This is a genomic window from Alsobacter ponti (assembly GCF_024294805.1).
Classification (GTDB): Bacteria; Pseudomonadota; Alphaproteobacteria; order Rhizobiales; family Beijerinckiaceae; genus Alsobacter; species Alsobacter ponti.
On sequence record NZ_JANCLU010000008.1, the window covers coordinates 1 to 24931 of the forward strand.

The 24931-nt window shown below is 71.3% G+C and carries 21 protein-coding genes; 9 read left to right on the top strand and 12 right to left on the bottom strand.

From position 1 onward, the window contains the following. Positions 1–217: 217 nt before the first annotated feature. Both NK718_RS09740 and gcvA read right to left on the bottom strand, forming a co-directional pair. Positions 218–1444 (bottom strand): NAD(P)/FAD-dependent oxidoreductase, encoded by a 1227-nt coding sequence (locus tag NK718_RS09740; RefSeq protein ID WP_256515533.1) that lies wholly within the window; start codon positions 1442–1444, stop codon positions 218–220. A gap of 239 nt (positions 1445–1683) precedes the next feature. Then, positions 1684–2598, bottom strand: a complete 915-nt coding sequence (gene gcvA / locus NK718_RS09745; RefSeq protein WP_254741104.1) for a transcriptional regulator GcvA — start codon at positions 2596–2598, stop codon at positions 1684–1686. A gap of 126 nt (positions 2599–2724) precedes the next feature. Between gcvA and amaB the strand changes: the two genes are divergently transcribed. The 4 genes from amaB to NK718_RS09765 are packed head-to-tail and all read left to right on the top strand — an operon-like array spanning position 2725 to position 8433. Next, the gene (amaB, locus tag NK718_RS09750; protein ID WP_254741107.1) at positions 2725–4245 is read left to right on the top strand and encodes an L-piperidine-6-carboxylate dehydrogenase; all 1521 of its coding nucleotides are present in this window, start codon (positions 2725–2727) and stop codon (positions 4243–4245) included. A gap of 35 nt (positions 4246–4280) precedes the next feature. Beyond that, positions 4281–5495 carry an acyl-CoA dehydrogenase gene (locus NK718_RS09755; protein WP_254741110.1) on the top strand — a complete coding sequence of 405 codons (1215 nt, stop codon included), beginning with the start codon at positions 4281–4283 and terminating at the stop codon, positions 5493–5495. A gap of 11 nt (positions 5496–5506) precedes the next feature. Further along, positions 5507–6712: a CaiB/BaiF CoA transferase family protein gene (locus tag NK718_RS09760; RefSeq protein WP_254741113.1), complete on the top strand. Its 1206-nt coding sequence runs from the start codon at positions 5507–5509 to the stop codon at positions 6710–6712. A gap of 38 nt (positions 6713–6750) precedes the next feature. After that, positions 6751–8433 (top strand): thiamine pyrophosphate-binding protein, encoded by a 1683-nt coding sequence (locus NK718_RS09765; RefSeq protein ID WP_254741116.1) that lies wholly within the window; start codon positions 6751–6753, stop codon positions 8431–8433. 16 nt (positions 8434–8449) lie between these two features. Here the strand turns inward: NK718_RS09765 and NK718_RS09770 are convergent, their stop codons facing one another. Then, positions 8450–9487 (bottom strand): proline racemase family protein, encoded by a 1038-nt coding sequence (locus NK718_RS09770; protein ID WP_254741119.1) that lies wholly within the window; start codon positions 9485–9487, stop codon positions 8450–8452. Between the two features lie 72 nt (positions 9488–9559). Next, positions 9560–10486, bottom strand: a complete 927-nt coding sequence (locus NK718_RS09775) for a LysR family transcriptional regulator (protein ID WP_254741122.1) — start codon at positions 10484–10486, stop codon at positions 9560–9562. 149 nt (positions 10487–10635) lie between these two features. On the opposite strand from NK718_RS09775, the gene NK718_RS09780 reads away from it, so the two are divergent. Genes NK718_RS09780 through mmsB form a run of 3 tightly spaced genes read left to right on the top strand, consistent with a single transcriptional unit; the run spans position 10636 to position 14212 of the window. Next, positions 10636–12135 carry a CoA-acylating methylmalonate-semialdehyde dehydrogenase gene (locus tag NK718_RS09780; protein ID WP_254741124.1) on the top strand — a complete coding sequence of 500 codons (1500 nt, stop codon included), beginning with the start codon at positions 10636–10638 and terminating at the stop codon, positions 12133–12135. Positions 12136–12164: 29 nt separating this feature from the next. Next, entirely contained in the window at positions 12165–13322 is a 1158-nt protein-coding gene (locus NK718_RS09785; protein WP_254741126.1) for an isobutyryl-CoA dehydrogenase, read from the top strand. Between the two features lie 11 nt (positions 13323–13333). After that, a complete protein-coding gene (gene mmsB / locus NK718_RS09790; RefSeq protein WP_254741128.1) occupies positions 13334–14212 on the top strand; it encodes a 3-hydroxyisobutyrate dehydrogenase in 879 nt (292 codons plus the stop codon). Here mmsB and NK718_RS09795 read toward each other — a convergent pair whose 3' ends face one another. Further along, complete coding sequence (locus NK718_RS09795; protein ID WP_254741130.1) at positions 14213–14641, bottom strand: YqaA family protein; 429 nt, start codon at positions 14639–14641, stop codon at positions 14213–14215. It abuts the gene before it with no gap. Positions 14642–14745: 104 nt separating this feature from the next. On the opposite strand from NK718_RS09795, the gene glpK reads away from it, so the two are divergent. Both glpK and NK718_RS09805 read left to right on the top strand, forming a co-directional pair. Continuing rightward, positions 14746–16239: a glycerol kinase GlpK gene (gene glpK, locus NK718_RS09800; RefSeq protein ID WP_254741132.1), complete on the top strand. Its 1494-nt coding sequence runs from the start codon at positions 14746–14748 to the stop codon at positions 16237–16239. 46 nt (positions 16240–16285) lie between these two features. Then, on the top strand, positions 16286–17050 hold the full coding sequence (locus tag NK718_RS09805; RefSeq protein ID WP_254741579.1) for a M48 family metallopeptidase: 765 nt from the start codon (positions 16286–16288) through the stop codon (positions 17048–17050). 4 nt (positions 17051–17054) lie between these two features. Here NK718_RS09805 and NK718_RS09810 read toward each other — a convergent pair whose 3' ends face one another. The 7 genes from NK718_RS09810 to NK718_RS09840 all read right to left on the bottom strand — a co-directional run bounded on the left by NK718_RS09810 (position 17055) and on the right by NK718_RS09840 (position 24888). Next, positions 17055–19304, bottom strand: a complete 2250-nt coding sequence (locus NK718_RS09810) for a transglycosylase domain-containing protein (RefSeq protein ID WP_371877262.1) — start codon at positions 19302–19304, stop codon at positions 17055–17057. A gap of 413 nt (positions 19305–19717) precedes the next feature. After that, entirely contained in the window at positions 19718–20587 is an 870-nt protein-coding gene (accD, locus tag NK718_RS09815) for an acetyl-CoA carboxylase, carboxyltransferase subunit beta (protein ID WP_254741582.1), read from the bottom strand. 26 nt (positions 20588–20613) lie between these two features. Next, positions 20614–21447 (bottom strand): tryptophan synthase subunit alpha, encoded by an 834-nt coding sequence (trpA, locus tag NK718_RS09820; protein WP_254741137.1) that lies wholly within the window; start codon positions 21445–21447, stop codon positions 20614–20616. Positions 21448–21534: 87 nt separating this feature from the next. Continuing rightward, positions 21535–22692 (bottom strand): tryptophan synthase subunit beta, encoded by a 1158-nt coding sequence (gene trpB, locus NK718_RS09825; RefSeq protein ID WP_254741585.1) that lies wholly within the window; start codon positions 22690–22692, stop codon positions 21535–21537. Between the two features lie 109 nt (positions 22693–22801). Further along, complete coding sequence (locus tag NK718_RS09830; RefSeq protein WP_254741139.1) at positions 22802–23497, bottom strand: phosphoribosylanthranilate isomerase; 696 nt, start codon at positions 23495–23497, stop codon at positions 22802–22804. 82 nt (positions 23498–23579) lie between these two features. Beyond that, positions 23580–24539, bottom strand: coding sequence for a bifunctional Delta(1)-pyrroline-2-carboxylate/Delta(1)-piperideine-2-carboxylate reductase (lhpI, locus tag NK718_RS09835; RefSeq protein ID WP_254741142.1), 960 nt, complete (start codon positions 24537–24539; stop codon positions 23580–23582). A 7-nt stretch (positions 24540–24546) separates the two neighbouring features. Next, positions 24547–24888 carry a lipopolysaccharide assembly protein LapA domain-containing protein gene (locus tag NK718_RS09840; RefSeq protein WP_254741145.1) on the bottom strand — a complete coding sequence of 114 codons (342 nt, stop codon included), beginning with the start codon at positions 24886–24888 and terminating at the stop codon, positions 24547–24549. Between the last annotated feature and the right edge of the window lie 43 nt (positions 24889–24931).

The window sequence follows — 24931 nt, forward strand, 5'->3', positions numbered from 1 at the left end:
CTCATCACCCTCAACGCCATGCTCCGAGACCAGAAGGACTACCGATCCGCTTGACCGAAAAATACAGTTGCCGGATCCGGTTCCGCTTTCGCTGCACCGGTCCGGGGACGGGCGGGCCTGCGGCCCGCAGGCGGGAAACAGCGGGCTTTTCGCCCGTGAACTCCTTTGGCTGTCCACCACCTGGCCAGCCCCAACGGGAGCCCAGCCCCCCGCCCGCTCAGATCACGTTGCGCTCCAGCAGCGGGCGGTTCTCGACGATGCGCTCGTGGCCCAGCGCGGAGAGGTCGAGCGTGCGGTACGCGCCGTGGGCGACCAGCTCGGCGAGGCCGCGGCCGACGGCGGGGGCCTGCTGCAGGCCGTGGCCGGAGAAGCCCGTGGCGAGGTAAAAATTCGCCGCGCCGACGGCGCGCCCGACGATGGCGTTGTGGTCCAGCGTGCACATGTCGTAGTGGCCGGCCCAGGCGCGGCCGGGACGGATCGCCTCAAAGGCCGGCACGCGCGTCGCCAGCGCCGGCCAGTAGACCTCCTCGAACAGGCTCCACTCGACCTCGAAGTCCCGCCCGGCGTCCGGCTCGTCGTCGGCCTCGGGCGTCGAGGGCGGGCCGCCGCAGATGAACATCTGCCCCTCCGCGCCGCGCCGTCCCTCCGGCCGGAACCACACGCCGCTGGTGTCGATGACCAGCGGCGAGCCGTCGACCTCGCCCCGGCAGGTGAACGCGAACACGCAGCGCTTGCGCGCCACGACCGGGATGTCGACCCCGGCCATCGCCGCCACCTGGCGTCCGCCCGACGCCCCGGCCGCGTCGACCAGCGCGCCGCAGGCGATGCGCCCGCCACCGGCGAGCCGCACCGCGACGACCCGGCCGCCCTCGCGCTCCACCGCCGTCACCTCGTCGTCGACATAGACGACGCCCAGGCTGCGCGCCTTGCGGCGGAAGGCCTGCATCATCCCCCAGCCGTCGAACCACCCCTCGCCGCTGCGGCCCCACGAGGCGGCGGCGACGCCCTCCGTATCGAGCCACGGGAAGCGCGCCTGCAGCCCCGGCGGATCGAAGAGCTGGATGTCGGCCCCCATGCCGGTCTGCAGGGCGTTGACCTCGCGCAGCACCGGGGCCCCCGCCTCGCCGGCGAGGTAGAGATAGCCGCCCTCGTGCAGGCCGATGTCCGGCCGGTCGCCGTCGACCGACAGGCGCTCGCCGATCTCGCGCAGGAAGCCGATGCCGTAGAGCGAGATCGCCACGTTCACCGGGCTCGAGTACTGCTGGCGGATCGAAGCCGCCGACAGCGCCGAGGCGGAGAACTGGTAGGTGGGGTCCTTCTCCACCACCACCACGGAGCCGGCGAAGCCGGGATCGGCGGCGAGGTGCATCGCGACGGAGGAGCCGATGGCGGCGCCGCCGACGATGACCACGTCGGCGCTGGCGGGAACGGACTGGGCGGACAAGGCGAAACCCCGGACTGCGGAATCGGGCGGGTGAAGCGGGCGACATCATGAGCCGCGTTCATGATCCGCTCAACCCCGAATTTGTCGAACTGCGTTCTTCCGGCGCGGGACTTCCGGACCGGGATCGCGGCTTCGGAATTTCCGGCCGACGACGCGTTGTTCCGCATTCGTTGTGGAACAAGGCGGCCGAACTCCCGGTGTTCCGACGGGCTCGGCGTCGAACTCGGCGGCGAAGATCGCTATCGAGGTTCGGCGTTGGAATGTTCGCACGCCGCGAGCAGCCAGTCCCGGAAGGCGGCCACCGGCGGCCTGTCGCGGCGCTCGCGCGGGTAGACGAGGTAGTAGGCCTGGGCGCTCTCGACCGGCCGGTCGAAGGGGATGACCAGCGTGCCGGCCTTGAGCTCCTCCTCCACCAGGAAGCGCGGCACGATCGCCGCGCCGAGCCCCGCCTGCGCCGCCTGGGCCACCATGGCGAACTGCTCGAACACCGGGCCGGGGATCGTCTTCTCCGAGCCAAGCCCTTGAGATGTCAGCCATTCCGCCCAGCCGCGCGGGCGCGTCACCTGCTGCAAAAGCGGCAAGGCGAGCAGGTCGCGCGGCTCCCTGACCCCGGCCTGCGCCACCAGCGCGGGGCTGGCGACGGGGACGATGGTCTCGCCCATCAGCCGGTGCGCCACCGCCCCGGGCCAGTTCGCCTCGCCGAAGTGGATGGCGGCGTCCAGGTCCTCGGAGGCGAAGTCGAACGGCCGGATGCGCGTGGCGAAATTGATCGTGATCTCAGGATGTTGGCGGAAGAACTCGGGCAGGCGCGGGATCAGCCAGCGTGTGCCGAAAGTGGGCAGGATGGCGAGCGACAGCACGCCCCCCGCGCCCCGGTGCGTCATGATGCTCAGCGTCGCCGCCGAGAGCCGCACCAGCGCCTCCCGAACCTGCCCGGCATAGGCCTCCCCCGCCGGCGTCAGCGCCACCCGCTGCCGCACCCGCTCGAACAGCCTCACCCCCAGCTCGGACTCCAGCAGCGCGATCTGCCGGCTCACCGCCCCCTGGGTCAGGTTCAGCTCCTCCGCCGCCCGCGTGAAGCTGCCGTGCCGCGAGGCGGCCTCCAAAGCCTGCAGCGCGCCCAGCGAGGGGACCGGAATTCGTGTCGAATTCATGATGGAACCTGATGAGTTCGTGAGAACATATCGGTTGCGCCGCGACCCGGAAAGGGTCACTTTTCGGCTCGAAACGCGCCCCGGCCGCCGCCGGGAGCGCCCTTACGCGCACGCGGAGTGCTCAAAATGTCCGTTTCCGTCCGCGCCGATGTCCTGGCCGTGCTGTCGCGCCTCGGCGTCGACGAATCCGCCTTTTCCGCTTCCGGCCTGCCGGCCCGCTCGCCGGTCACCGGCGAGGTCGTCGCGACCCTGCGGGAGGACGGCCCGGCCGAGGTCGAGGCCGCCATCGCCCGCTCCGTCGAGGCCTTCGCCGCCTGGCGGAAGATCCCCGCCCCCCGGCGCGGCGAGTTCGTCCGCCTGATCGGCGAGGAACTGCGCGCCCACAAGGCCGATCTCGGCCTGCTGGTGACGCTGGAGGCCGGCAAGATCGTCTCCGAGGGCCTCGGCGAAGTGCAGGAGATGATCGACATCTGCGACTACGCGGTCGGTCTCTCCCGCCAGCTCTTCGGCCTGACCATCGCCACCGAGCGGCCGGACCACCGCATGATGGAGACCTGGCATCCGCTCGGGCCCTGCGGCGTCATCACCGCCTTCAACTTCCCCGTCGCGGTGTGGTCGTGGAATGCGGCGCTGGCCTTCGTCTGCGGCGATCCGGTGATCTGGAAGCCGTCCGAAAAGACGCCGCTCACCGCCCTGGCGGTGCAGGCGGTCGTGGCCCGCGCCGCCGCGAAGTTCGGCGGCGTGCCGGCCGGCCTGTCCCAGGTGCTGATCGGCGGACGCGGCGTCGGCGAGGCGCTGGTCGACGACCACCGCGTGCCGCTGATCTCCGCCACCGGCTCCACCGCGATGGGCCGCCAGGTGGGCCCGCGCGTGGCGGCGCGCTTCGGCCGCTCGATCCTCGAGCTCGGCGGCAACAACGCCGCCATCGTCGCCCCCTCCGCCGACCTCGACATTGCGCTGCGCGGCATCGCCTTCGCCGCGATGGGCACGGCGGGCCAGCGCTGCACGACGCTGCGCCGCCTCATCGTCCACGAGAGCGTCTACGACACCCTCGTGCCGCGCCTGAAGAGGGTCTACGAGAGCGTGCGCGTCGGCGATCCGCGCGAGGCGGGGGTGCTGGTCGGCCCGCTGATCGACGAGGGCGCGCTGGAGGGCATGGAGCGGGCGCTCGCCGAGGCGCGCGCCATGGGCGGCTCGGTCACCGGCGGCGGACGCCGGGACGTCGGCGGACCCGACGCGTGCTACGTCGCGCCGGCGCTGGTGGAAATGCCCTCGCACGCCGGGCCGGTGCTGCGCGAGACCTTCGCCCCGATCCTCTATGTGGTTCGCTACCGGACGATCGAGGAGGCCATCGCGCTCAACAACGCGGTGGGGGCGGGCCTGTCGTCGTCGCTGTTCACGCTCGACATGCGCGAGGCGGAACGCTTCGTCTCGGACGAAGGCTCGGATTGCGGCATCGCCAACGTCAATATCGGGCCCTCTGGGGCGGAAATCGGCGGCGCGTTCGGCGGCGAGAAGGAAACGGGCGGCGGCCGCGAGGCCGGCTCCGACGCCTGGAAGGCCTATATGCGCCGCGCCACCAACACGATCAATTTCGGCACCACCCTGCCGCTGGCGCAGGGCGTCAGCTTCGACATCGGGGCCTGAGAGCCCCGCCACCCAACTCGACCGAGGAGAGCCCGATGACCGCCGTCGCCAAGCCGCGCAGCCAGGCCAAGCCGGCCGCCTTCCAGTGGGACGATCCGTTCCTGCTGGAGGACCAGCTCACCGAGGACGAGCGCCTGATCCGCGACACCGCCCGCGGCTACGCGCAGGAGAAGCTGCTGCCGCGCGTGATCGAGGCCTACGCCCACGAGAAGACCGACCGCGCCATATTCAACGAGATGGGCGAGCTCGGCCTCCTGGGCGTGACGCTGCCGGAGGATTATGGCTGCGCCGCCGCGGGCTATGTCTCCTACGGCCTCGTGGCGCGCGAGGTCGAGCGCGTCGACTCGGGCTTCCGCTCGATGATGAGCGTGCAGTCCTCGCTCGTCATGTACCCGATCTACGCGTATGGCGACGAGAACCAGCGCCGGAAGTACCTGCCCAAGCTCGCCTCGGGCGAGTTCGTGGGCTGCTTCGGCCTGACCGAGCCGGACGCCGGCTCGGATCCCGCCGGCATGAAGACGCGCGCCGAGAAGGTCGCCGACGGCTACCGCCTGATCGGCTCGAAGATGTGGATTTCCAATTCGCCCATCGCGGACGTGTTCGTGGTGTGGGCGAAGTCCGCCGCGCACGACGACCAGATCCGCGGCTTCATCCTCGAGAAGGGCATGAAGGGCCTGTCGGCCCCGAAGATCGGCGGCAAGCTGTCGCTGCGCGCCTCCATCACGGGCGAGATCGTCATGGACGGCGTCGTCGTGCCCGAGGAGAACCTGCTGCCCAACGTCGCCGGGCTGAAGGGCCCGTTCGGCTGCCTCAATCGGGCCCGCTACGGCATCTCGTGGGGCGTGCTCGGCGCGGCGGAGGATTGCTGGCACCGCGCCCGGCAATACACGCTGGACCGCAAGCAGTTCGGCCGCCCCCTCGCCGCCACCCAGCTGGTGCAGAAGAAGCTTGCCGACATGCAGACCGAGATCACGCTGGGCCTTCAGGCTTCGCTGCGGGTCGGCAGGCTGTTCGACGAGGGCAAGGTCGCGCCGGAGATGATCTCGCTGGTCAAGCGCAACAATTGCGGCAAGGCGCTCGACATCGCCCGCGTCGCCCGCGACATGCACGGCGGCAATGGCATCCAGGAGGAGTACATGGTGATGCGCCATGCCCAGAACCTGGAGACGGTGAACACGTACGAGGGCACGCACGACGTGCATGCCCTGATCCTCGGTCGCGCCCAGACCGGGCTCCAGGCATTCTTCTGAGCGGCGCGACCATGACCGCCTCGGCTTCCCCCGCTCGGCGTCCGCTCGACGGCGTGCGGGTGCTCGAACTGGCGCGCATCCTGGCCGGCCCGTGGGTCGGCCAGACGCTGGCCGATCTCGGGGCGGACGTGGTGAAGGTCGAGCGGCCGGGCAGCGGCGACGACACGCGCGCCTGGGGACCGCCCTTCGTCCCCGCCGCGGACGGCGGAGACCTCTCGGCCGGCTACTTCCACGCCTGCAATCGCGGCAAACGCTCGATCGCGGTGGATTTCGAGACCGAGGAGGGCCAGGCGCTGGTGCGCCGGCTCGCCGCGAACGCGGACATCGTCATCGAGAACTTCAAGGTCGGCGGGCTGAAGAAATACGGCCTCGACCACGAGAGCCTGCGCGCCGTCAATCCGCGCCTGATCACGTGCTCGATCACCGGGTTCGGGCAAACGGGCCCCTACCGCGAGCGCGCCGGCTACGACTTCATGATCCAGGCCATGGGCGGGATCATGGACCTCACCGGCGACGCCGATGGCGAGCCGCAGAAGCCCGGCGTCGCCTACGCCGACATCTTCACCGGGGTCTACGGCGTCATCGGCGTGCTGGCCGCCCTGCGCCAGCGCGACGCCACCGGCGTCGGCTGCCACATCGACATGGCGCTGCTCGACACCCAGGTTTCCGTGCTCGCCAACCAGGCGCTCAACTACCTGGTGTCCGGCCGCACGCCCCGGCGCATGGGCAACGCTCACCCCAACCTCGTGCCCTACCAGGTGTTTCCGGTCGCCGACGGGCACATCGTCATCGCATCGGGCAATGACGGGCAGTATCGCCGGCTGTGCGGCGTGCTCGGCGTGCCGGAGCTCGCCGAGCATCCGGACTACCTCACCAACGCGCTGCGCATCGCCCATCGCGAGGCGCTGATCGCCCGGCTGACCGAGCGGACGCGTCTGTTCGCGCGCAACGACCTGCTCGCCGCGCTGGAAAAGGTCGGCGTGCCGGCGGGACCGATCAACACGGTCGCTGACGTGTTCGACGACCCGCAGGTGCGCGCCCGCGGCATGCGCGTCGACCTCGAGGCCCCGCAGGCCGCCGCCGGCTCCGTGCCCAGCATCCGCTCGCCCCTGACGCTCGACGGCGCGCCCATGGTGGCGACGCGTCCCTCGCCGCAGCTGGGGGAGCACACCGACGAAGTTCTGGCGGATCCGGCCTGGACCCGGCACAAGGCGTAAGCGTTCGCCCTCATCAGACGTCCCGGAGCCTGCCTGTCATGACCGACCCTCGTCCCGCATCCCGCACCGGCGGCGAACTGATCGTCGATTGCCTCGCCGCGCAGGGCATCGAGCACGTGTTCTGCATCCCCGGCGAGAGCTACCTCGCCGTCCTCGACGGACTCTACGAGCACAAGATCGAGGTGACGGTGTGCCGCCAGGAGGCCGGCGCGGTGATGATGGCCGACGCGGTCGGCCGGCTGACCGGCCGGCCCGGCGTCGCCATGGTGACGCGCGGCCCCGGCGCGACCAACGCGGCGCACGGAATCCATATCGCCGAGCACGACAGCGTGCCGCTGATCCTGTTCGTCGGGCATGTCGAGCGCGGCGTGCGCGGGCGCGGCGCGTGGCAGGAGATCGACTACAAGGCCGTGTTCGGCACCATGGCCAAGTGGGTCGTGGAAGTGGACGACGCCGCCCGCATCCCGGAGATCGTCTCGCGCGCCTTCCATGTCGCCATGCAGGGCCGGCCGGGTCCGGTCGTCATCGCCCTGCCGGAGGACATGCTGCTGGACCGCGTCACCGCCGCCCCGGGGCCGCGCGTTGAGCCGGTCGAGATCTGGCCCGGCCAGACGCAGATGGCCGAGTTGCAGAAGCGGCTGTGGGCGGCGCGCCGGCCGGTGCTGGTGCTGGGCGGCGGCGGCTGGTCGGAGACCGCCTGCGCCCGCGTCCGCCGCTTCGCCGAGCGTTTCGACCTGCCGGTCGCCACCTCGTTCCGGCGCGCCATGCTGTTTCCGGGAGATCACCCCAACTACGCGGGCGAGATCGGCCTGGGGCCGAACCCGAAGCTCGCCAGGCGCATCGCCGAGGCCGACCTGGTGATCCTGGCCGGGGGCCGCATGTCGGAGGTGCCCTCGCAGGCCTATACGCTGTTCGACGTGCCCGCGCCGCGCCAGACGCTGGTGCATGTCCACGCCGACGCCGCCGAGCTCGGCAAGGTCTATCACCCGGCGCTGGGCATCAACGCCTCGCCCAACGCCTTCGCGGCGGCGCTGGAGACGCTGCAGCCGCCCACCGCGATCGCCTGGGCCGACGATACGAAGCAGGCCCGCGAGGATTATCTGGGCTGGACGGAGCAGCCGACGCGCCTGCCGGGCGCGTTCCAGTACGGCGAGGCGATGGCCTGGCTTCGCAACCGGCTGCCCGAGGACGCGGTGGTGACCAACGGGGCCGGCAACTACGCCATCTGGGTCGGCCGCTACCTGCGCTACCGGCGCTTCGGGACCCAGCTCGCGCCGGTGTCGGGCTCGATGGGCTACGGCCTGCCGGCGGCCGTGGGCGCGAAGCGCCAGTTCCCGCAGCGCATGGTGGTGTGCTTCGCGGGCGACGGCTGCTTCCTGATGAACGGGCAGGAATTCGCCACCGCCGTGCAGTACGAGCTGCCGATCATCGTCGTCGTCGTCGACAACGGCATGTACGGCACGATCCGCATGCACCAGGAGCGCGAATATCCGGGCCGCGTCTCCGCCACGCGGCTGAACAACCCGGACTTCGCCGCCTATGCCGTCGCCTTTGGCGGGCACGGCGAGCGGGTGGAGACGACCGAGCAGTTCGCCCCCGCCTTCGAGCGCGCGGCGGCGTCCGGCAAGCCTTCCATCCTGCACGTGCTGATGGACCCGGAGGCGATCACGCCGGCGACGACGCTGACGGCCCTGCGCGAGAAGTCGCTCGCCGGCAAATAGGCGCGGCGGCTCCCGTTCAGCCCACCCGCTCGCGCGCCTCGGCGAAGCTGCGGCCGAGATCGAAGCCGAGACCCAGCCGGTCCGCCGGCTCGACCACGAACACGCCGCGCCCGGCGTGGAAGGAGCGGCCGCCGACCTCGACGCGCACCGCGCCCTCCGGCCCGTCCTCGGCCCGGCGGGTGACGCGGCCGGTGAAGGGCTCGCCGGAAATGCCTCGGAAGACGCGCTTCCGCCCCGTCTCGACGCGCCCGCTTGCGTGGTCGAGCGCCATGCGCGCCGTGACGCCCGAGCCGGTGGGGCTGCGATCGATCTGCCGCTCGGCGAAGACGCACAAATTCCAGCTCTCGGCCTCGGGCGGCGCGTCGTCCGTCAGGATCGTGCCGTAGAGGAAGCCCAGGTCCGGCTCGGTCGGGTGGTCGATGCGCATCCCGGCGCGGATCGCATCGGTCAGCGCGCCGGCCGCCGCCACGAGGTCGTCGACCGGCGTGGCGAAGAAATCGAGGCCGAAGCGGGAGGCCGGCAGGATGGCGTAGAACGCGCCGCCATAGGCGATGTCGGAAACGATCCGGCCATGGCCCGGAAGCTCGACCGCGACGTCGCGCGCGTGGACGAAGGCCGGAACGCTCTCGAACCTCACCTCGCCCACGACGCCGTCCTTCACCTCGCAGGACACGGCGAGCGGCCCGCAGGGCGCCTCGATGACGAAGCGCGTGACCGGCTCGACCGGCGCGACCAGGCCCTGCTCCACCACCCACCGGCCGAGCGCCACGGTCGCGTGGCCGCACATGGTCGAGTAGCCCTCGTTGTGGGTGAAAAGCACGCCCAGCGCCGCGCCGGGATAAGACGGGCGCACGGGGATGACGCCGTACATGCCGGCATGTCCGCGCGGCTCCAGCATCATGGCGCGGCGCAGATGGTCGTGGTTGTCGCGCGCGTCGCGGCGCTGGGCGAGGATCGTGTCGCCCTTCAGCGCCGGATAGCCGCCGGTGACGATGCGCACCGGCTCCCCGGCCGTGTGCATGTCGGTGAAGGACAGTTCGATGCGGCCTGGCATGGCGGAGCTTTCGCGACGAAGGGGACGGAGCGGATGGACGACGCTTAGCGCGGAGCTCGGCCGCTTTCCAGTTCAGGGAGCGGCCGGCGCGGGCTCGCGCGCTTCGCCCATCAGCAGGCCCCGCGCCTGGCGAACCTCGCGCAGCACGAAGTCGGCGACGGCGCGCACGCGGGCCACGTCGCGCAGCTCGGCGTGGACGATCAGCCAGAAGGTCCGCGTCAGGCTGACCTCGCGCGGCAGCACGGGGGCGAGCCCCGGCCGTCCCGCCGCCATGAAATGCGGCAGCACGCAGACCCCCGCGCCGGCCAGGGTCGCCTCCATCTGCGCGACGAGGCTGGAGGATTGCAGGCGCGGCCGCAGGCCCTTGGCGACCTCGTCGAGGTAATCGAGCTCGGGCATGTAGATGAGGTCGTCGATATAACCCACCAGCGGATGGGCGAAGAGGTCGTCCGGCGTGCGGATCGGCGGCGACGCCGCGAGGTAGTCGCGCGAGGCGAACAGGCCCAGCCGGTAGTCCGTCAGGCGGCGGGCGACGACGCGCCCCTCCTTGGGCGGAGCCAGCGCGACGGCGATGTCCGCCTCGCGCTTCGACAGCGACAGCAGGCGCGGCATGGCGACCAGCTGCAGCTCCAGGCCCGGGTAGCGCGCCACCAGCCGCGCCGTGCGCGGGGCGAGGAACAGGCTGCCGAACCCGTCGGGCGCGCCAATGCGCACCGAGCCCGACAACGCCAGGTCGGCCCCGCCGATGTCGCTGGAGGCCGCGAGCGCGGCGCTCTCGATCGCCTCGGCCGTCGCCACCAGCCGCTCGCCGTGCGGGGTGAGCGCGTAGCCCTGCGGGCGGCGCTCGAACAGCGTCGCCTTGAGCGCGGCTTCCAGCGACGCGATGCGGCGGCTGACCGTGGCGTGGTCAGCCCCGAGCCGGCGGGCGGCGACGGTGAGCCGGCCGGCCCTCGCCACCGCGAGAAAGAAGCGCAGATCGTCCCAGTTGAACTGGCTCATGGAAGGGGCGGACCTGTGGGTATTTTCGCACGGAACAGGACGAAAAACTCCCATGGTCGTGCGCGGATCGCAATGATACTCATGGCCTCAATATCTTGGCCCCAAGCCGGGCGCGAGGCGCGCCCTACGACCCGATCCGGGAGGACAGCATGGTTGCGGAACTCACCCATTTCATCGGCGGCAAGCACGTCAAGGGCACGTCGGGCCGCTTCACGGACGCGTTCTGGCCGATGACGGGGGAAGTCGCCTCGAAGGTGCCGCTCGCCAGCGCCGCAGAGGTCGACGCCGCCGTCCAAAACGCCAAGGCGGCGCAGCCGGCCTGGGCCGCCACCAATCCGCAGCGCCGCGCGCGCGTGATGATGCGCTTCCTCGAGCTCGCCGCGCGCGACAACGAGGCGATGGCCGAGCTGCTGGCCCGCGAGCACGGCAAGACCATCGCCGACGCCAAGGGCGATATCCAGCGCGGCCTCGAGGTGATCGAGTTCTGCATCGGCGCGCCGCATTTGCTGAAGGGCGAGTACACCGAGGGCGCGGGCCCGGGCATCGACATCTACTCGATGCGCCAGCCGCTGGGCGTCGTCGCCGGCATCACGCCGTTCAACTTCCCGGCGATGATCCCGCTGTGGAAGTGCGGGCCGGCCCTGGCCGCCGGCAACGCCTTCATCCTCAAGCCCTCCGAGCGCGACGCCGGCGTGCCGCTGCGCATCGCCGAGCTGTTCCTGGAGGCCGGCCTGCCGCCGGGCGTGATGAACGTGGTGCAGGGCGACAAGGAGGCGGTCGACGCCATCCTCGACCACCCCGACATCAAGGCTGTCGGCTTCGTCGGCTCGACCCCGATCGCCGAGTACGTCTATTCGCGCGGCTGCGCGGCGGGCAAGCGCGTGCAGTGCTTCGGCGGCGCGAAGAACCACATGATCATCATGCCCGACGCCGACATGGATCAGGCCGTCGACGCGCTGATCGGCGCGGGCTACGGCTCGGCCGGCGAACGCTGCATGGCGATTTCGGTCGCGGTGCCCGTCGGCAAGGCCACCGCCGACCGGCTCGTGGACAAGCTCATCCCGCGCATCGAGGCGCTGAAGGTGGGTCCCTCGACCGATCCGAGCGCCGATTTCGGCCCGCTGGTGACCAAGGCGCACCTCGACAAGGTGAAGGCCTATGTCGACCTCGGCGTGAAAGAGGGCGCGACGCTCAAGGTCGACGGCCGCGACTTCAAGCTCCAGGGCTACGAGAACGGCTTCTACATGGGCGGCTGCCTGTTCGATAACGTCACCGAGGACATGCGCATCTACAAGGAGGAGATCTTCGGCCCGGTCCTCTCCGTGGTGCGCGCGCCGACCTACGAGAAGGCGCTGAGCCTTGCCAACGAGCACGAATACGGCAACGGCGTCGCGATCTTCACCCGCGACGGCGACGCCGCCCGCGACTTCGCGGCGAAGGTCAATGTCGGCATGGTCGGCGTCAATGTGCCGATCCCGGTGCCGATCGCCTACTATACGTTCGGCGGCTGGAAGCGCTCGGGCTTCGGCGACCTCAACCAGCACGGCCCCGACGCCTTCCGCTTCTACACGAAGACGAAGACCGTCACCTCGCGCTGGCCGACCGGCATCAAGGAAGGCGCGGAGTTCGTCATCCCGACGATGAGCTGAGGCGGACCCGCGGGGGCGAGGGCAGGGCCATGAGCGCGTTCGCGTTGACCGAGGACCAGGTCGCGATCCGCGACATGGCGCGCGCCTTCGCCGCCGAGACGCTGGCGCCCCACGCGGTGGCCTGGGACGAGGCCAAGCACTTCCCGGTCGACGAGATGCGGCAGGCCGCCGCCCTCGGCATGGGCGGCATCTACGTGCGCGACGACGTCGGCGGCTCGGCCCTGGGCCGCCTCGACGCCGCGCTCATTTTCGAGGCTTTAGCCACCGGCTGCCCGACGGTGGCGGCCTTCGTCTCCATCCACAACATGGCCGCGTGGATGATCGACGCGTTCGGCTCCGACGAGCAGCGCCGGCGCTTCCTGCCGGCACTCACCACCATGGAGCACATCGCCAGCTACGCGCTGACCGAACCCGGCGCGGGCTCGGACGCCGCCGCGCTCAAGACGCGGGCGCGGCGCGACGGCGACGTCTACGTGCTCGACGGGGCCAAGCAGTTCATCTCGGGCGCGGGCGTCTCGGACGTCTACGTGACCATGGTGCGGACCGGCGAGGACGGCCCCGCCGGAGTCTCGACGCTGGTCGTCGAGAAGGGGACGCCCGGCCTCTCCTTCGGCGTCAACGAGCGCAAGATGGGCTGGAACGCCCAGCCGACCCGGCAGGTGATCTTCGACAATTGCCGCGTGCCCGTGGCGAACCGGCTCGGGGCCGAGGGCATCGGCTTCAAGATCGCCATGGCGGGGCTCGACGGCGGCCGGCTGAACATCGCGGCCTGCTCGCTCGGGGGCGCACAGGCGGCGCTCGACAAGAGCGTCGCCTACATGGGCGAGCGCAAGGCGTTCGGGAAGCGGCTGCGGGACTTCCAGGCCCTGCAGTTCCGGCTCGCGGACATGGCCACGGAGCTGGAAGCGGCGCGCAGCTTCCTGTGGCGGGCCGCGGCGGCGCTCGACGCCAAGGACCCGCAGGCGACGCAGCTCTGCGCCATGGCCAAAAGGTTCGTCACCGACGCGGGATTCGCAGCCGCCAACGAGGCCCTGCAGTTGCACGGCGGCTACGGCTATCTCGCCGATTACGGCATCGAGAAGATCGTGCGCGACCTGCGCGTCCACCAGATCCTCGAGGGCACCAACGAAATCATGCGGCTGATCGTGGCGCGCGGCCTGCTGGGGCGCGGGCGGAACGACGCCTGAAGGAGGACACCATGGCGACCATCGCCTTCATCGGTCTCGGCAACATGGGCGGCCCGATGGCCGCCAACCTGGTCAAGGGCGGACACAATGTCGTCGGCTTCGACCTCGAGCCGGCCCACCTCGCGGCGGCGCGCTCCGCCGGCGTCACGGCGGCGGCGAGCGCGGTCGAGGCGGTGCGCGAGGCGGACGTCATCGTCACCATGTTGCCGGCCGGCAAGCACGTGCTGTCGGTGTGGTCCGAGGTGCTGCCGGCGGCGCGCCGGGACGCGCTGGCCATCGATTCCTCCACCATCGACGTCGCCAGCGCCAAGCAGGCCCACGAACTCGCGGCCCGCCACGGGCTCGCCTCGCTCGACGCGCCGGTGTCGGGAGGCGTCGGCGGCGCGAAGGGGGCGACGCTGACCTTCATGTGCGGCGGCGCGGAGCGCGCCTTCGAGCGCGCCGAGCCGCTGCTGAGCCTGATGGGCCGCAAGGTCGTGCATTGCGGGGCGGCCGGCGCGGGTCAGGCCGCCAAGATCTGCAACAACATGATCCTCGGCATCTCGATGATCGCGGTGAGCGAGGCCTTCGTGCTCGGCGAGAAGCTCGGGCTGTCGCACCAGGCGCTGTTCGACGTCGCCTCCACCTCGTCAGGCCAGTGCTGGTCGTTGACGACCTATTGCCCCGTGCCGGGGCCGGTGCCCACCAGCCCCGCCAACAACGGCTACGCGCCCGGCTTCGCCGCCGCGCTGATGCTGAAGGACTTGAAGCTCTCGCAGGAGGCCGCCGCCGCCACCGGCGCGACGACGCCGCTCGGGGCGCAGGCCGCCGCGCTCTACGAGAGCTTCGCCGCCGCCGGCTTCGAGGGAAAGGACTTCTCCGGCATCGTCGAGTTCCTGCGTGGGCGCTGACTACACGGCAAGCCGCACGACGCCGGCCACCGCGAGATAGCGGGCCAGCTTGGCGAAGGCCACGATGGGCGTGAACAGCCACAGCGGCGTCCGGAACACGCCGGCGATCACCGTCAGCGGGTCGCCGATGACCGGCGTCCACGACAACAGCAGCGACCACAGGCCGTAGCGCCTGTACCAGTCGCAATAGCGGTCGAACCGGTCCGGCTTCACGGGGAATCGCGGATGGTCGCGCCACGCGGCGAGGAAGCGCCCCACCGCCCAGTTGGCGCAAGAGCCGAGCGTGTTGCCGACGGTCGCGACGGCCAGCGCGGTGGCGAGATCGACACGCCCCGTCGCCAGCAGGCCCACGAAGGCGAGCTCGGAGGAGCCGGGCAGCAGCGTCGCGGAGAGGAAGGCGGCCGTGAACAGGCCGGCGAGTTCGAGCATGGGGGTTCCGCCGCGCTCCGACGGGCTGGGGCCTTGCCGGACGCCCGTCCCCATAGCTTAATCGCGGTGCGGATGCCAATTTGCGCCGCGCCGAGGGAGGCACCATGACGTTCGTTCTCGCCATCGACCAGGGCACGACCTCGTCGCGCGCCATCCTGTTCCGGCCGGACACGTCGATCGCGGCGCTCGCCCAGCAAGAGTTCCCGCAGCATTTCCCCGCCTCGGGCTGGGTGGAGCACGAACCGGAGGACCTGTGGAGCTCGACGCTCCAGGTGTGCCGGGAGGCCATGTCCGCGGCTGGCGCGGCGGCTTCCGACATCGCCGCCATCGGCATCACCAACCAGCGCGAGACGACAGTCGTCTGGGATCGGCGGACCGGGCAGGCGATCGACCGCGCCATCGTCTGGCAGGACCGGCGCACCGCCGATTTCTGCGCGCGGCTGGTCCGGGAAGGCGCGGAGGACATCGTGACCGCGCGCACCGGGCTGCGCCTCGACCCGTATTTCTCCGCCACCAAGATCGCCTGGCTGCTCGACAACGTGCCGGGCGCGCGCGCCCGGGCGGAACGGGGCGAACTCGCCTTCGGCACCGTCGACACCTTCCTGCTCTGGCGGCTCACCGGCGGCGCGGTGCACGCGACCGACGCCACCAACGCCTCGCGAACCCTGCTCTTCAATATCCACGACGGGAACTGGGACCCCGCCCTGCTGGAGCTGTTCGGCGTTCCCGCCTCGATGCTGCCGCGCGTCCTGGACTGCTCGGCGCATTACGGCGATACGGTTCCGGACCTCTTCGGCGGCTCCATCGCGGTCCGCGGCATCGCCGGCGACCAGCAGGCGGCGACCGTGGGCCAGGCCTGCTTCCAGCCCGGCATGATGAAATCCACCTACGGCACCGGCTGTTTCGCGCTGCTCAACACCGGCGGCGCGCCGGTCGCCTCGCGCAACCGGCTGCTCACGACGATCGCCTACCAGCTGGCCGGCCAGCGCACCTACGCGCTGGAGGGGTCCATCTTTGTCGCGGGGGCCGCCGTGCAGTGGCTGCGCGACGGGCTGGCCATCATCGAGCGGGCCGCCGAGGCCGGGCCGCTGGCCGAGCAGGCCGACCCCGCCCAGGCGGTCTATCTGGTGCCAGCCTTCGTCGGCCTCGGCGCGCCCTACTGGGACGCCGAGAGCCGGGGCGCGCTGTTCGGCCTGACGCGCGCCACCGGGCGGCGCGAGATCGCCCAGGCCGCGCTGGAAAGCGTCTGCTACCAGAGCCTCGACCTTCTCGAGGCCATGCGCGCCGACTGGCCGGACGCGCAGTCCGCGGAGACCGTGCTGCGCGTCGACGGCGGCATGGTCGCCTCCGACTGGACGATGCAGCGCCTCGCCGACATTCTCGGCGCGCCCGTGGACAGGCCGCAGGTGCGCGAGACGACGGCGCTCGGCGCCGCCTACCTCGCCGGCTATTCGGCCGGCGTCTACCCGGAGCCGGAACGCTTCGCGGACCGCTGGCGGCTCGACACGCGGTTCACGCCCCGGCTCGACGACGCGACGCGGCGGACCAAGGTCGCGGGATGGCGGGACGCGGTGTCGCGCACCCTGACCAGAAGGTGAACACCGCGGCGTGGACAAGCGCCGCGCGATGCCTCACCCTCCCCTCATGATTCTCGGTTTGCGCCTCGGCCTCCGGCGGCATGCCGCGCCGGCGAAGGATCCGACCCATATCGACGTGACGCATGGCGACGACGTGTTCCGGGTCGCGGTGAAGCGGGCGACCGGGGCGCGGCGCTTCACGCTGCGCGTCAGCGCCGCCACGGGCGATGTCGTGCTGACGTTGCCGACGCGTGGCGACCTCGCCCGGGCCCAGGATTTCGCCCTGCGCCACGGCGGCTGGATCGCCTCGCGGATGGCCAAGCTGCCGGCGGGAGTCGAGATCGGCCCTGGCGCGATCATTCCCTTTCGCGGCGAGGACCACCTCGTCGAGCACCGAGCACAGGCGCGCGGCACCGTGTGGACCGAGCGGATGCAGGGGCGCGGGCCGGCGCGCCTCGTGGTGGCGGGCTCGGCGGAACACGCTCCACGCCGCGTCGCCGACTTTCTCAAGCGGGAAGCCAAGAAGGACCTCGACGCGGCGGTGCTGAAATACACCACGGCGCTGGGCGTGCGGGCGGTCAAGATCACGCTGCGCGACACGCGCAGCCGCTGGGGATCCTGCTCGGCCGCCGGGCGGCTGAACTTCTCCTGGCGGCTGATCCTCGCGCCGCCCTTCGTGCTCGACTACCTCGCGGCGCACGAAGTCGCGCATCTCAAGGAGATGAACCACTCGCCGCGCTTCTGGCGGATCGTCCACAAGCTGTGCGACCGCACCGACGAGGCCGAAGCCTGGCTCAAGCGGCACGGCTCCTCGCTGCACCGCTATCGCTAGGGGCTCATCCGCCGAACAGCCGGTCCAGGAAGCCGCCCGAGCGCGGCGGCGGCGGCGCGCGGCCGGGCGCGGAGCCGTTCGGGACCATGCCGGGCGGACGCGGCGGGCCGTCGAACCCGGCAGGCGGCCTCTGCGCGGGCATGGGCTGCGGGGCGGGAGGATAGGCGGCGCTCGCCTGCTGCGAGATCGGCGCGGGCGGCAGGATCAGCGGCCCGCCGCCGCTGGCGCGCGCCGGGGGCGTCGCCGCGGCCACGGGCGCGCCCGCCGACGGGTCGGGGATCAGGCCCGGCGGGGCCGGCACGAAGCTGGGGTCGCCGGCCGGAGCGGGCGAAAGCTGCTTCCACTGGCCTCCCGGCAGCGGCGACGGCGGCTGGCCCGCCAGCGCCACCTTCATGAAGCGGCTCCAGACCTCGACCGGCAGCGTGCTGCCGGACGCCTTGCGTGTCGGCGAGCCGTCGTCGTTGCCGAGCCAGACCCCGGTGAGCAATGTGCTCGTGTAGCCGACGAACCAGGCGTCGCGCCAATCCTGGCTCGTTCCGGTCTTGCCGGCTGCTTCCCAGCCCGGAAGCTCCGCCTTTCGCGCCGTGCCGGTGAGCAGCGTCTCGCGCATCATGGCGTTCATCATGCCGACCATCTGCGGATCGACGACGCGGCCGAGCCCCGTGCCTGTGCGCGAGTAGATCAGTTCGCCGGAGCTCGTCTTCACCTGCCGGATGACGTAGGGCATCACGCCGATGCCGCCATTGGCGAAGGGAGCGTAGCCGGTGACGAGCTCCACCGGCGTCACCTCGGACGTGCCCAGCGCGATCGACGCGTTGGGCTCGAGCTTCGACGTGATGCCGAGGCGCTGCGCCGTCTGCACCACGGTCTTCGGCCCGACTTCGACCGCGAGCCGCACCGCCACCGTATTGAGCGACAGCGCCAGCGCCGTGCGCAGGCTCACCGGCCCGCGATAGTCGCGCGAGTAGTTCTCCGGCTGCCAGCCCTTGACGTTGATCGGCGCGTCGTCGCGGATCGTGTCCGGCGTCAGCCCGCGCTCCAGCGCGGCGAGATAGACGAAGGGCTTGAAGGCGGACCCGGGCTGGCGCTTGGCGGCGGCGGCGCGGTTGAACTGGCTGTCGCCGTAGTTCCGGCCGCCGACCATGGCGCGAATCGCCCCGTCGGGCTGCATCGACACCAGCGCCCCCTGGCTGACGCCGAACTTGTCGCCCTTTGCGGCCAGTTCGTCGACAAGCGCCTTTTCGCCGGCCGCCTGCAGATTGGCGTCGATCGTCGTGGACACGACGATGTCGCGGTCGATGGAGCCGATGAAGTCGTCGAGCACGTCCATCACGTAGTCGGCCGCGTAGTTGACCGACCCGGCCCCGCCGGACTTCGCCGCGCTAGGCGGGTTGGCGAGCGCGATCTTGGCCATCTGGTCCGAGATCAGGCCCTCGCGCGCCATGGCGGCGATGACCAGCGCGCCGCGCGCCTGGGCGGCCTGCGGGTTGCGGTTGGGCGCGAGACGCGAAGGCGCCTGCACCAGCCCCGCCAGGATCGCGGCCTCGCCCAGCGTGACCGCGCGGGCGCTCTTGCCGAAATATTTCTGGGCCGCCGCCTCCACCCCGTAGGCGCCCGAGCCGAAATAGACGCGGTTGAGATAGAGCTCGAGAACCTGATCCTTCGTGTAGTTGCGCTCGAGCCAGAGCGCCAGGATGGCCTCCTGGATCTTGCGCGAGGCGGTGCGTTCCTGGGTCAGGAACAGGTTCTTGGCGAGCTGCTGGGTCAGCGTCGAGCCGCCCTGCACACTCCCGCCGCTGCGCATGACGTTGCGCACGAGGGCGCGGCCGATGCCGAGCGGATCAATGCCGAAATGCTGGTAAAAGCGATGGTCCTCGATGGCGACGAAGGCGGCGGGAAGGTATTTGGGAAGTTCCTTCAGCGTCACCGTGCGGCCGCCCGTCTCGCCCCGGTTCGCCAGCAGGGAGCCGTCGGAGGCGAGGATCGCGATGTTGGGCGGGCGCTTGGGCACCGCGAGCTGGTCGATGGGCGGCAGCTTCGAGGCGTGGAACGCGACCAGCGCGCCGACGCCGATGACGCACCACAGCGACAGGACGACGCCCCAGTAGACCAGCCGCCCGGCCCACGATCCGCCGCCGCGCCGGCCGCGACGGCCGCCCTTGCCACCCTTGCCACCCTTGCCGCCGTTTCCGCCGCGCGCGTCGCCGCGCCCGGCGCGGTCGGCGGAAGCGTCCTTGCGAGCGGTCCTTGCCATCGAAGCCTCGGGCGCGTCGGAGTCGTCGTCGGGGGGCGCGGCCGCGCGGGGCCTGGCCGGAGCTTCCGCCGCCTCGGCCGCGAGGCGCTGGCGACGGGTTTCGGACAGCGGGTCGTCTCCCGGCCGGATCACCGGGTCGAAGGTCGGTTCGCGGCGCTGGGTCGTTGCGTGGGCGTTCGCGCGCTTGGCGCGGACGGGCTGGGCTCCCGGCCGGTCCTCGGCGGTCAGGCGAAGATCGAAACCGGTCCGGTCGGCCGGTCCGCTTCCCAGAGCCGGTTCGCGCCGCTCGCGCGCATCGCCGCGCCGTCCCTCCGCCATCGACAATTCCAAGCACCCGCTCGCCGCCAAGCGGGCCACGACCCGCGAGGCAGCAAACTCACCCTAAATGCGGCGAATTAACGAAGGGCTAAGGATCAGGCGGCCGCGGCGGTCGCCGGCCGGGCCTTGGTCAGCAGGCGGCACAGCCGCGCGACGGTGGCGCGGATCTCGTGGCGGTGAACCACCATGTCGACCATGCCGTGGTCGCGCAGATATTCCGAGCGCTGGAAGCCCTCCGGCAGCTTCTCGCGAATCGTCTGCTCGATCACGCGCGGGCCGGCGAAGCCGATCAGCGCGCCGGGCTCGGCGATGTGGATATCCCCCAGCATCGCGTAGGAGGCGGTGACGCCGCCCGTCGTGGGGTTGGTGTGGACCACGATGTAGGGCTTGCGGGCGGCGCGCAGGCGCTGCACCGCGACCGTGGTGCGCGGCATCTGCATCAGCGAGAACATGCCTTCCTGCATGCGCGCTCCGCCGGACGCCGCAAACATCACGAAGGCGGTGTCGCGCTCGACGGCCGTCTCAAGCCCCTTGATGACCGCCTCGCCGGCTGCCATGCCGAGCGAGCCGCCCATGAAGTCGAAATCCTGCACGCCGACGGTGAGCTTCAGCCCCTCGACCTCGCCGAAGCCGACCTTCACGGCGTCCTGCGCGCCGGTCTTGGCGCGGGCGTCCTTGAGGCGGTCGACATAGCGCTTCTCGTCGCGGAACTTCAGCGGATCGACGGGGACTTCCGGCAGCGGAATGTCCTCGAACACGCCGTCGTCGAACATGGATTTCAGCCGCGCGCCGGCGGCCATGCGCATGTGGTAGTTCGAGCCGGGGATGACGAAGAGGTTGGCCTCGACGTCCTTGTGGAAGACGAGCTGACCCGAGTCGGGACACTTGATCCACAGGTTCTCGGGCGTGTCGCGCCGCAGGAACGAACGGATCTTCGGCCGCACGACATTGGAAATCCAGTTCATCGGGTCGATCTCCGGGCGCGCCATGGTCAAGCCGCCTTCTTCGAGACGCGCCGCACGCCGGCGGCGATGTCGCGCACCACGGCGCTCACGGCCTCGACCGTCGCCGGAGTCGCACGCCCCTCGCTGAGCGACAGGCGAACCGCTTCGACCAGCGCCGTGCCGACGACCACGCCGTCCGCGCCGCGCGCGATGGCCTCGGCCGTCTCGGCGTTCTTGACGCCGAAGCCGACCGCGACCGGCAGGTCGGTGTGGCGCTTGATGCGCGCCACCGCGCCCGTCACCTTGCCGTAATCGGGGATGGCCGCGCCGGTGATGCCGGTGACGGACACGTAGTAGACGAAGCCGGAGGTGTTCGCGAGCACGGCCGGCAGGCGCTTGTCGTCCGTCGTCGGCGTGGCGAGGCGGATGAAGTTGAGCCCGGCGGCCAGCGCCGGCTTGCACAATTCGTGATCCTCTTCCGGCGGAAGGTCGACCACGATCAGGCCGTCGACGCCGGCGGTGCGGGCGTCCGCGAGGAAGCTGTCGACGCCGTAGACGTAGATCGGGTTGAAATAGCCCATCAGGATGATCGGCGTGGCGTCGTCCTCGGCGCGGAAGGCGCGCACCAGAGCGAGCGTCTTGCGCAGGCTCATGCCCGCCGCCAGGGCGCGCACGCCGGCGGCCTGGATGGCCGGCCCATCCGCCATCGGATCGGTGAACGGCATGCCGAGCTCGATCAGGTCCGCGCCGGCCTTCGGCAACGCCCGGACGATGTCGAGCGAGGTCTCGGGATCGGGATCCCCGGCCATCACGAAGGTCACGAGGGCGGCGCGGCCTTCGGCGCGCACCGCTTCGAAGCGGCGGTCGATGCGTGTGGTCATGCGGCGTGCCTTAGCATGGGCGCGCGCGCCCTGCCAATCGGACGTGGCGCGCGGCCTTGGAACGGGAACTCCGCCATGCAGGCGGGGTCAGCTCATGCCGCCGAGATGATCGGCCACCGTGAAGATGTCCTTGTCGCCCCGGCCGCAGAGATTGACGATCATCAGGTGGTCCTTCGGCTTGGCCGCCGCGATCTCCACCGCCTTGGCGACGGCGTGCGAGGGCTCCAGCGCGGGAATGATGCCTTCGAGCTTCGACAGCAGCTGGAACGCCGCGAGCGCCTCCTTGTCGGTGGCGGAGATGTAGGTGACGCGCCCGATGTCGTGCAGCCAGGAATGCTCCGGCCCGATGCCCGGGTAATCCAGCCCGGCGGAGATCGAATGGCCCTCGGTGATCTGGCCGTCCTCGTTCATCAGCAGGTAGGTGCGGTTGCCGTGCAGCACGCCGGGCCGCCCGCCCGTGAGCGAGGCGGCGTGCTCGCCGGTCGGGATGCCGTGCCCGGCGGCCTCGACGCCGAAGATCTCGACGGACTTGTCGTCGAGGAAGGGATGGAACAGGCCAATGGCGTTGGACCCGCCGCCGATGCAGGCGATCAGCGAGTCCGGCAGCCGGCCCTCGCGCTCGAGCATCTGCTCGCGGGCCTCCCGGCCGATCACGCACTGGAAGTCGCGCACCATCGCCGGGTAGGGGTGCGGGCCGGCGGCCGTGCCGATGCAATAGAACGTGTCGGCGACGTTCGTCACCCAGTCGCGCAGCGCCTCGTTCATGGCGTCCTTCAGCGTGCGCGAGCCCGACTGCACGGGCACGACCTTCGCGCCGAGCATGTGCATGCGGAAGACGTTGGGCTTCTGCCGCTCGACGTCGACCGCGCCCATGTAGACGATGCATTCGAGCCCGAAGCGCGCGCACAGCGTGGCGGTGGCGACGCCGTGCTGGCCGGCCCCCGTCTCGGCGATGATGCGCTTCTTGCCCATGCGGCGAGCGAGCAGGATCTGCCCGAGCACGTTGTTCACCTTGTGCGCGCCGGTGTGGTTCAGCTCGTCGCGCTTCAGGTAGATCTTCGCACCGCCGCAATGCTCTGTGAGCCGCTCGGCGAAATAAAGCGGGCTCGGCCGGCCGACATAGTGCGTGAGGTACTCGCCCATCTCCTTGTGGAAGGCCGGGTCGGCCTTGGCCGCCTCGTAGGCCTGCTCCAGCTTCAGGATCAGGGGCATCAGCGTCTCGGCGACGAAACGGCCCCCGAACATGCCGAAATGACCCGTTTCGTCGGGGCCGGTGCGAAAGGAATTGGGGTTCTGGATCGTCACGGTCGAGGTCCTCGCGCGCCGAGCGGCGCTGGTGGGATGGGCGGCGGCGTCAGCCGCGGCCGCGAAGGGCGCCCGCGCCGGGCGGCGCGGGCCTGGGACGGGCCGCGCCAGCGCGCGCGGCGAGCACGAAGGAGGCGATGCGCGCCGGATCCTTGACGCCCGGGGCGCTTTCGACGCCCGACGAGACGTCGACGCCGGGAGCCCCGGTGACGGCGAGCGCCGCGGCGACGTTGTCCGCGTCGAGGCCGCCGGACACCATGAAGGGCTTGCCGAGGTCGAGGCCCGACAGCACCTCCCAGTCGAACGGCACGCCGTTGCCCCCCGGCAGCAGGGCGTCCTTCGGCGGCTTGGCGTCGAACAGCAGCCGGTCCGCTACGTCGGCGTAGCCGGCGGCGCGGGCGAGGTCGGCGCGTCCGGACACGCCGAGCGCCTTGATGATCGGCAGGCCATAGCGGCTCCGCACGGCGGCGACGCGCCCGGGCGACTCCTGTCCGTGCAGTTGCAGCCATTCCGGCCGAAGCGCCTCGACGATGGAGTCGAGCAGCGCGTCGTCGGCGTCGACCGTCAGCGCCACGCGCTCGGCCCGGCCGGCGACCAGCGCGCCCAGCGTGCGGGCTTCCGACAGCTGCAGGTGACGCGGCGAGCGCGGGAAGAACACGAAGCCGACCATGTCCGCGCCCGCGTCGAGCGCCGCTTCCAGCGTCTCGGGCGTACGAAGTCCGCAAATCTTGACGGTCAATGTCATGCGGGCATGTCCGGGCGGGGAAATCCGCGTCTCCATCGCATGCGCGGGCGTGCGAGTCCACCCGCCCACGCGAGCGGGAGACTCACCCCACGGACGCGTTCAACCTGTCCCACACCAGCATCGCGCCGGCGAGGTCCTCAATGGCCGTGCCGACAGACTTGAACAGCGTGATCTCGTCTGCCGCGCGCCGGCCCCGGTGCACGCCCCGGCACAGGTCGAACAGGTCCGCCCTGACGTCGCCCGGGCCGATCAGCCCGGAGGCCAGCGGAATCGCGAGGTCGCCGCCTTCCTTGGTCGCGCCCGCGCGGGTGTCGCAGAACAGCGCGGCGCGGCGCACGCACGCATCATCCGTCTCGCGCATGGTGGGCTTGAACGCCCCCACGCAATCGAGGTGGACGCCGGGCTTGAGCCATTCGCCGCGCACCAGCGGGTCGACGGACAACGTCGCGCACGAGACGATATCGGCCTCTCGCACGGCGGCCTCGAGGTCGTCGACCGCGCGCACCGGCAGGCCCTCGGCCTTCAGCGCGTCGGCGAGCTCGCGGGCGCGTTCGAACCGGTGGTTCCAGACGGCGATGTCGGTCAGAGGCCGCTGCGCGGCGTGGGCCCGGATCAAAAAGGGCGACAGCGCGCCCGCGCCGACCATCACCATCCGGCTGGCGTCGGGGCGTGACAGATACCGGCCGGCCACGGCGGAGGCGGCTGCCGTCCGCCAGACCGTGAGGCGCGTACCGTCGATGGCGGCGAGCGGTGCGCCGGTCGCGCCGTCCTGGAGGATGTACGAGCCGAGCACGCTCGGCAGGCCCCGCGCGGCGTTGCCGCGAAAAATCGTCACCAGCTTGGTGCCGAGATAGGCGGGACTGACCGACGCACCGGTCCAGGCCGGCATCAGCAGCAGCGTCGCCTCGTCGCCCTGCCGTTCGATGTCGTGGTGATGGCGGGGCGGCACCACGATGTCGGAGCGAAACGCCGCGTCGATGGCGTCGGCGAGCGAGGCGGGATCGAGCAGGCGGTCGACATCGGCCGCGGAAACGACGCGCATGGAAGGCTCAGCGTATGCTGGAGGGGACGAGATCGGCGGAGGTCGAGGTCGCGGCGGAGGCGCGCAGCCGCTCCGCCTCGTCGCGCAGCCGCGCGGCCTCGCGGGCGTGCAGTCGCGCCGCCTTGCGGTGGCGGCCCTGCGATAGCCATACGGCCGAGCCGCCGAGCACCACGCCCACCGCGAGGGCGAGGAAGACGATCGCGAACAGCGGCAGGCTGATCGCCGGCCCGATGCCGAACCACTCGTAGGGGTCGACCTGGACGGCGACCGGCTCGCGGTTGGCCACCGCGAACAAAGTGACGAGCGCGACCACGGGCAGCAGGATCAGCGCCTTGAGAAAACTCTTCATCGTGAACTCCTGCCTGGGCCCGCGGGGGAGCGGCGGGCGGGCG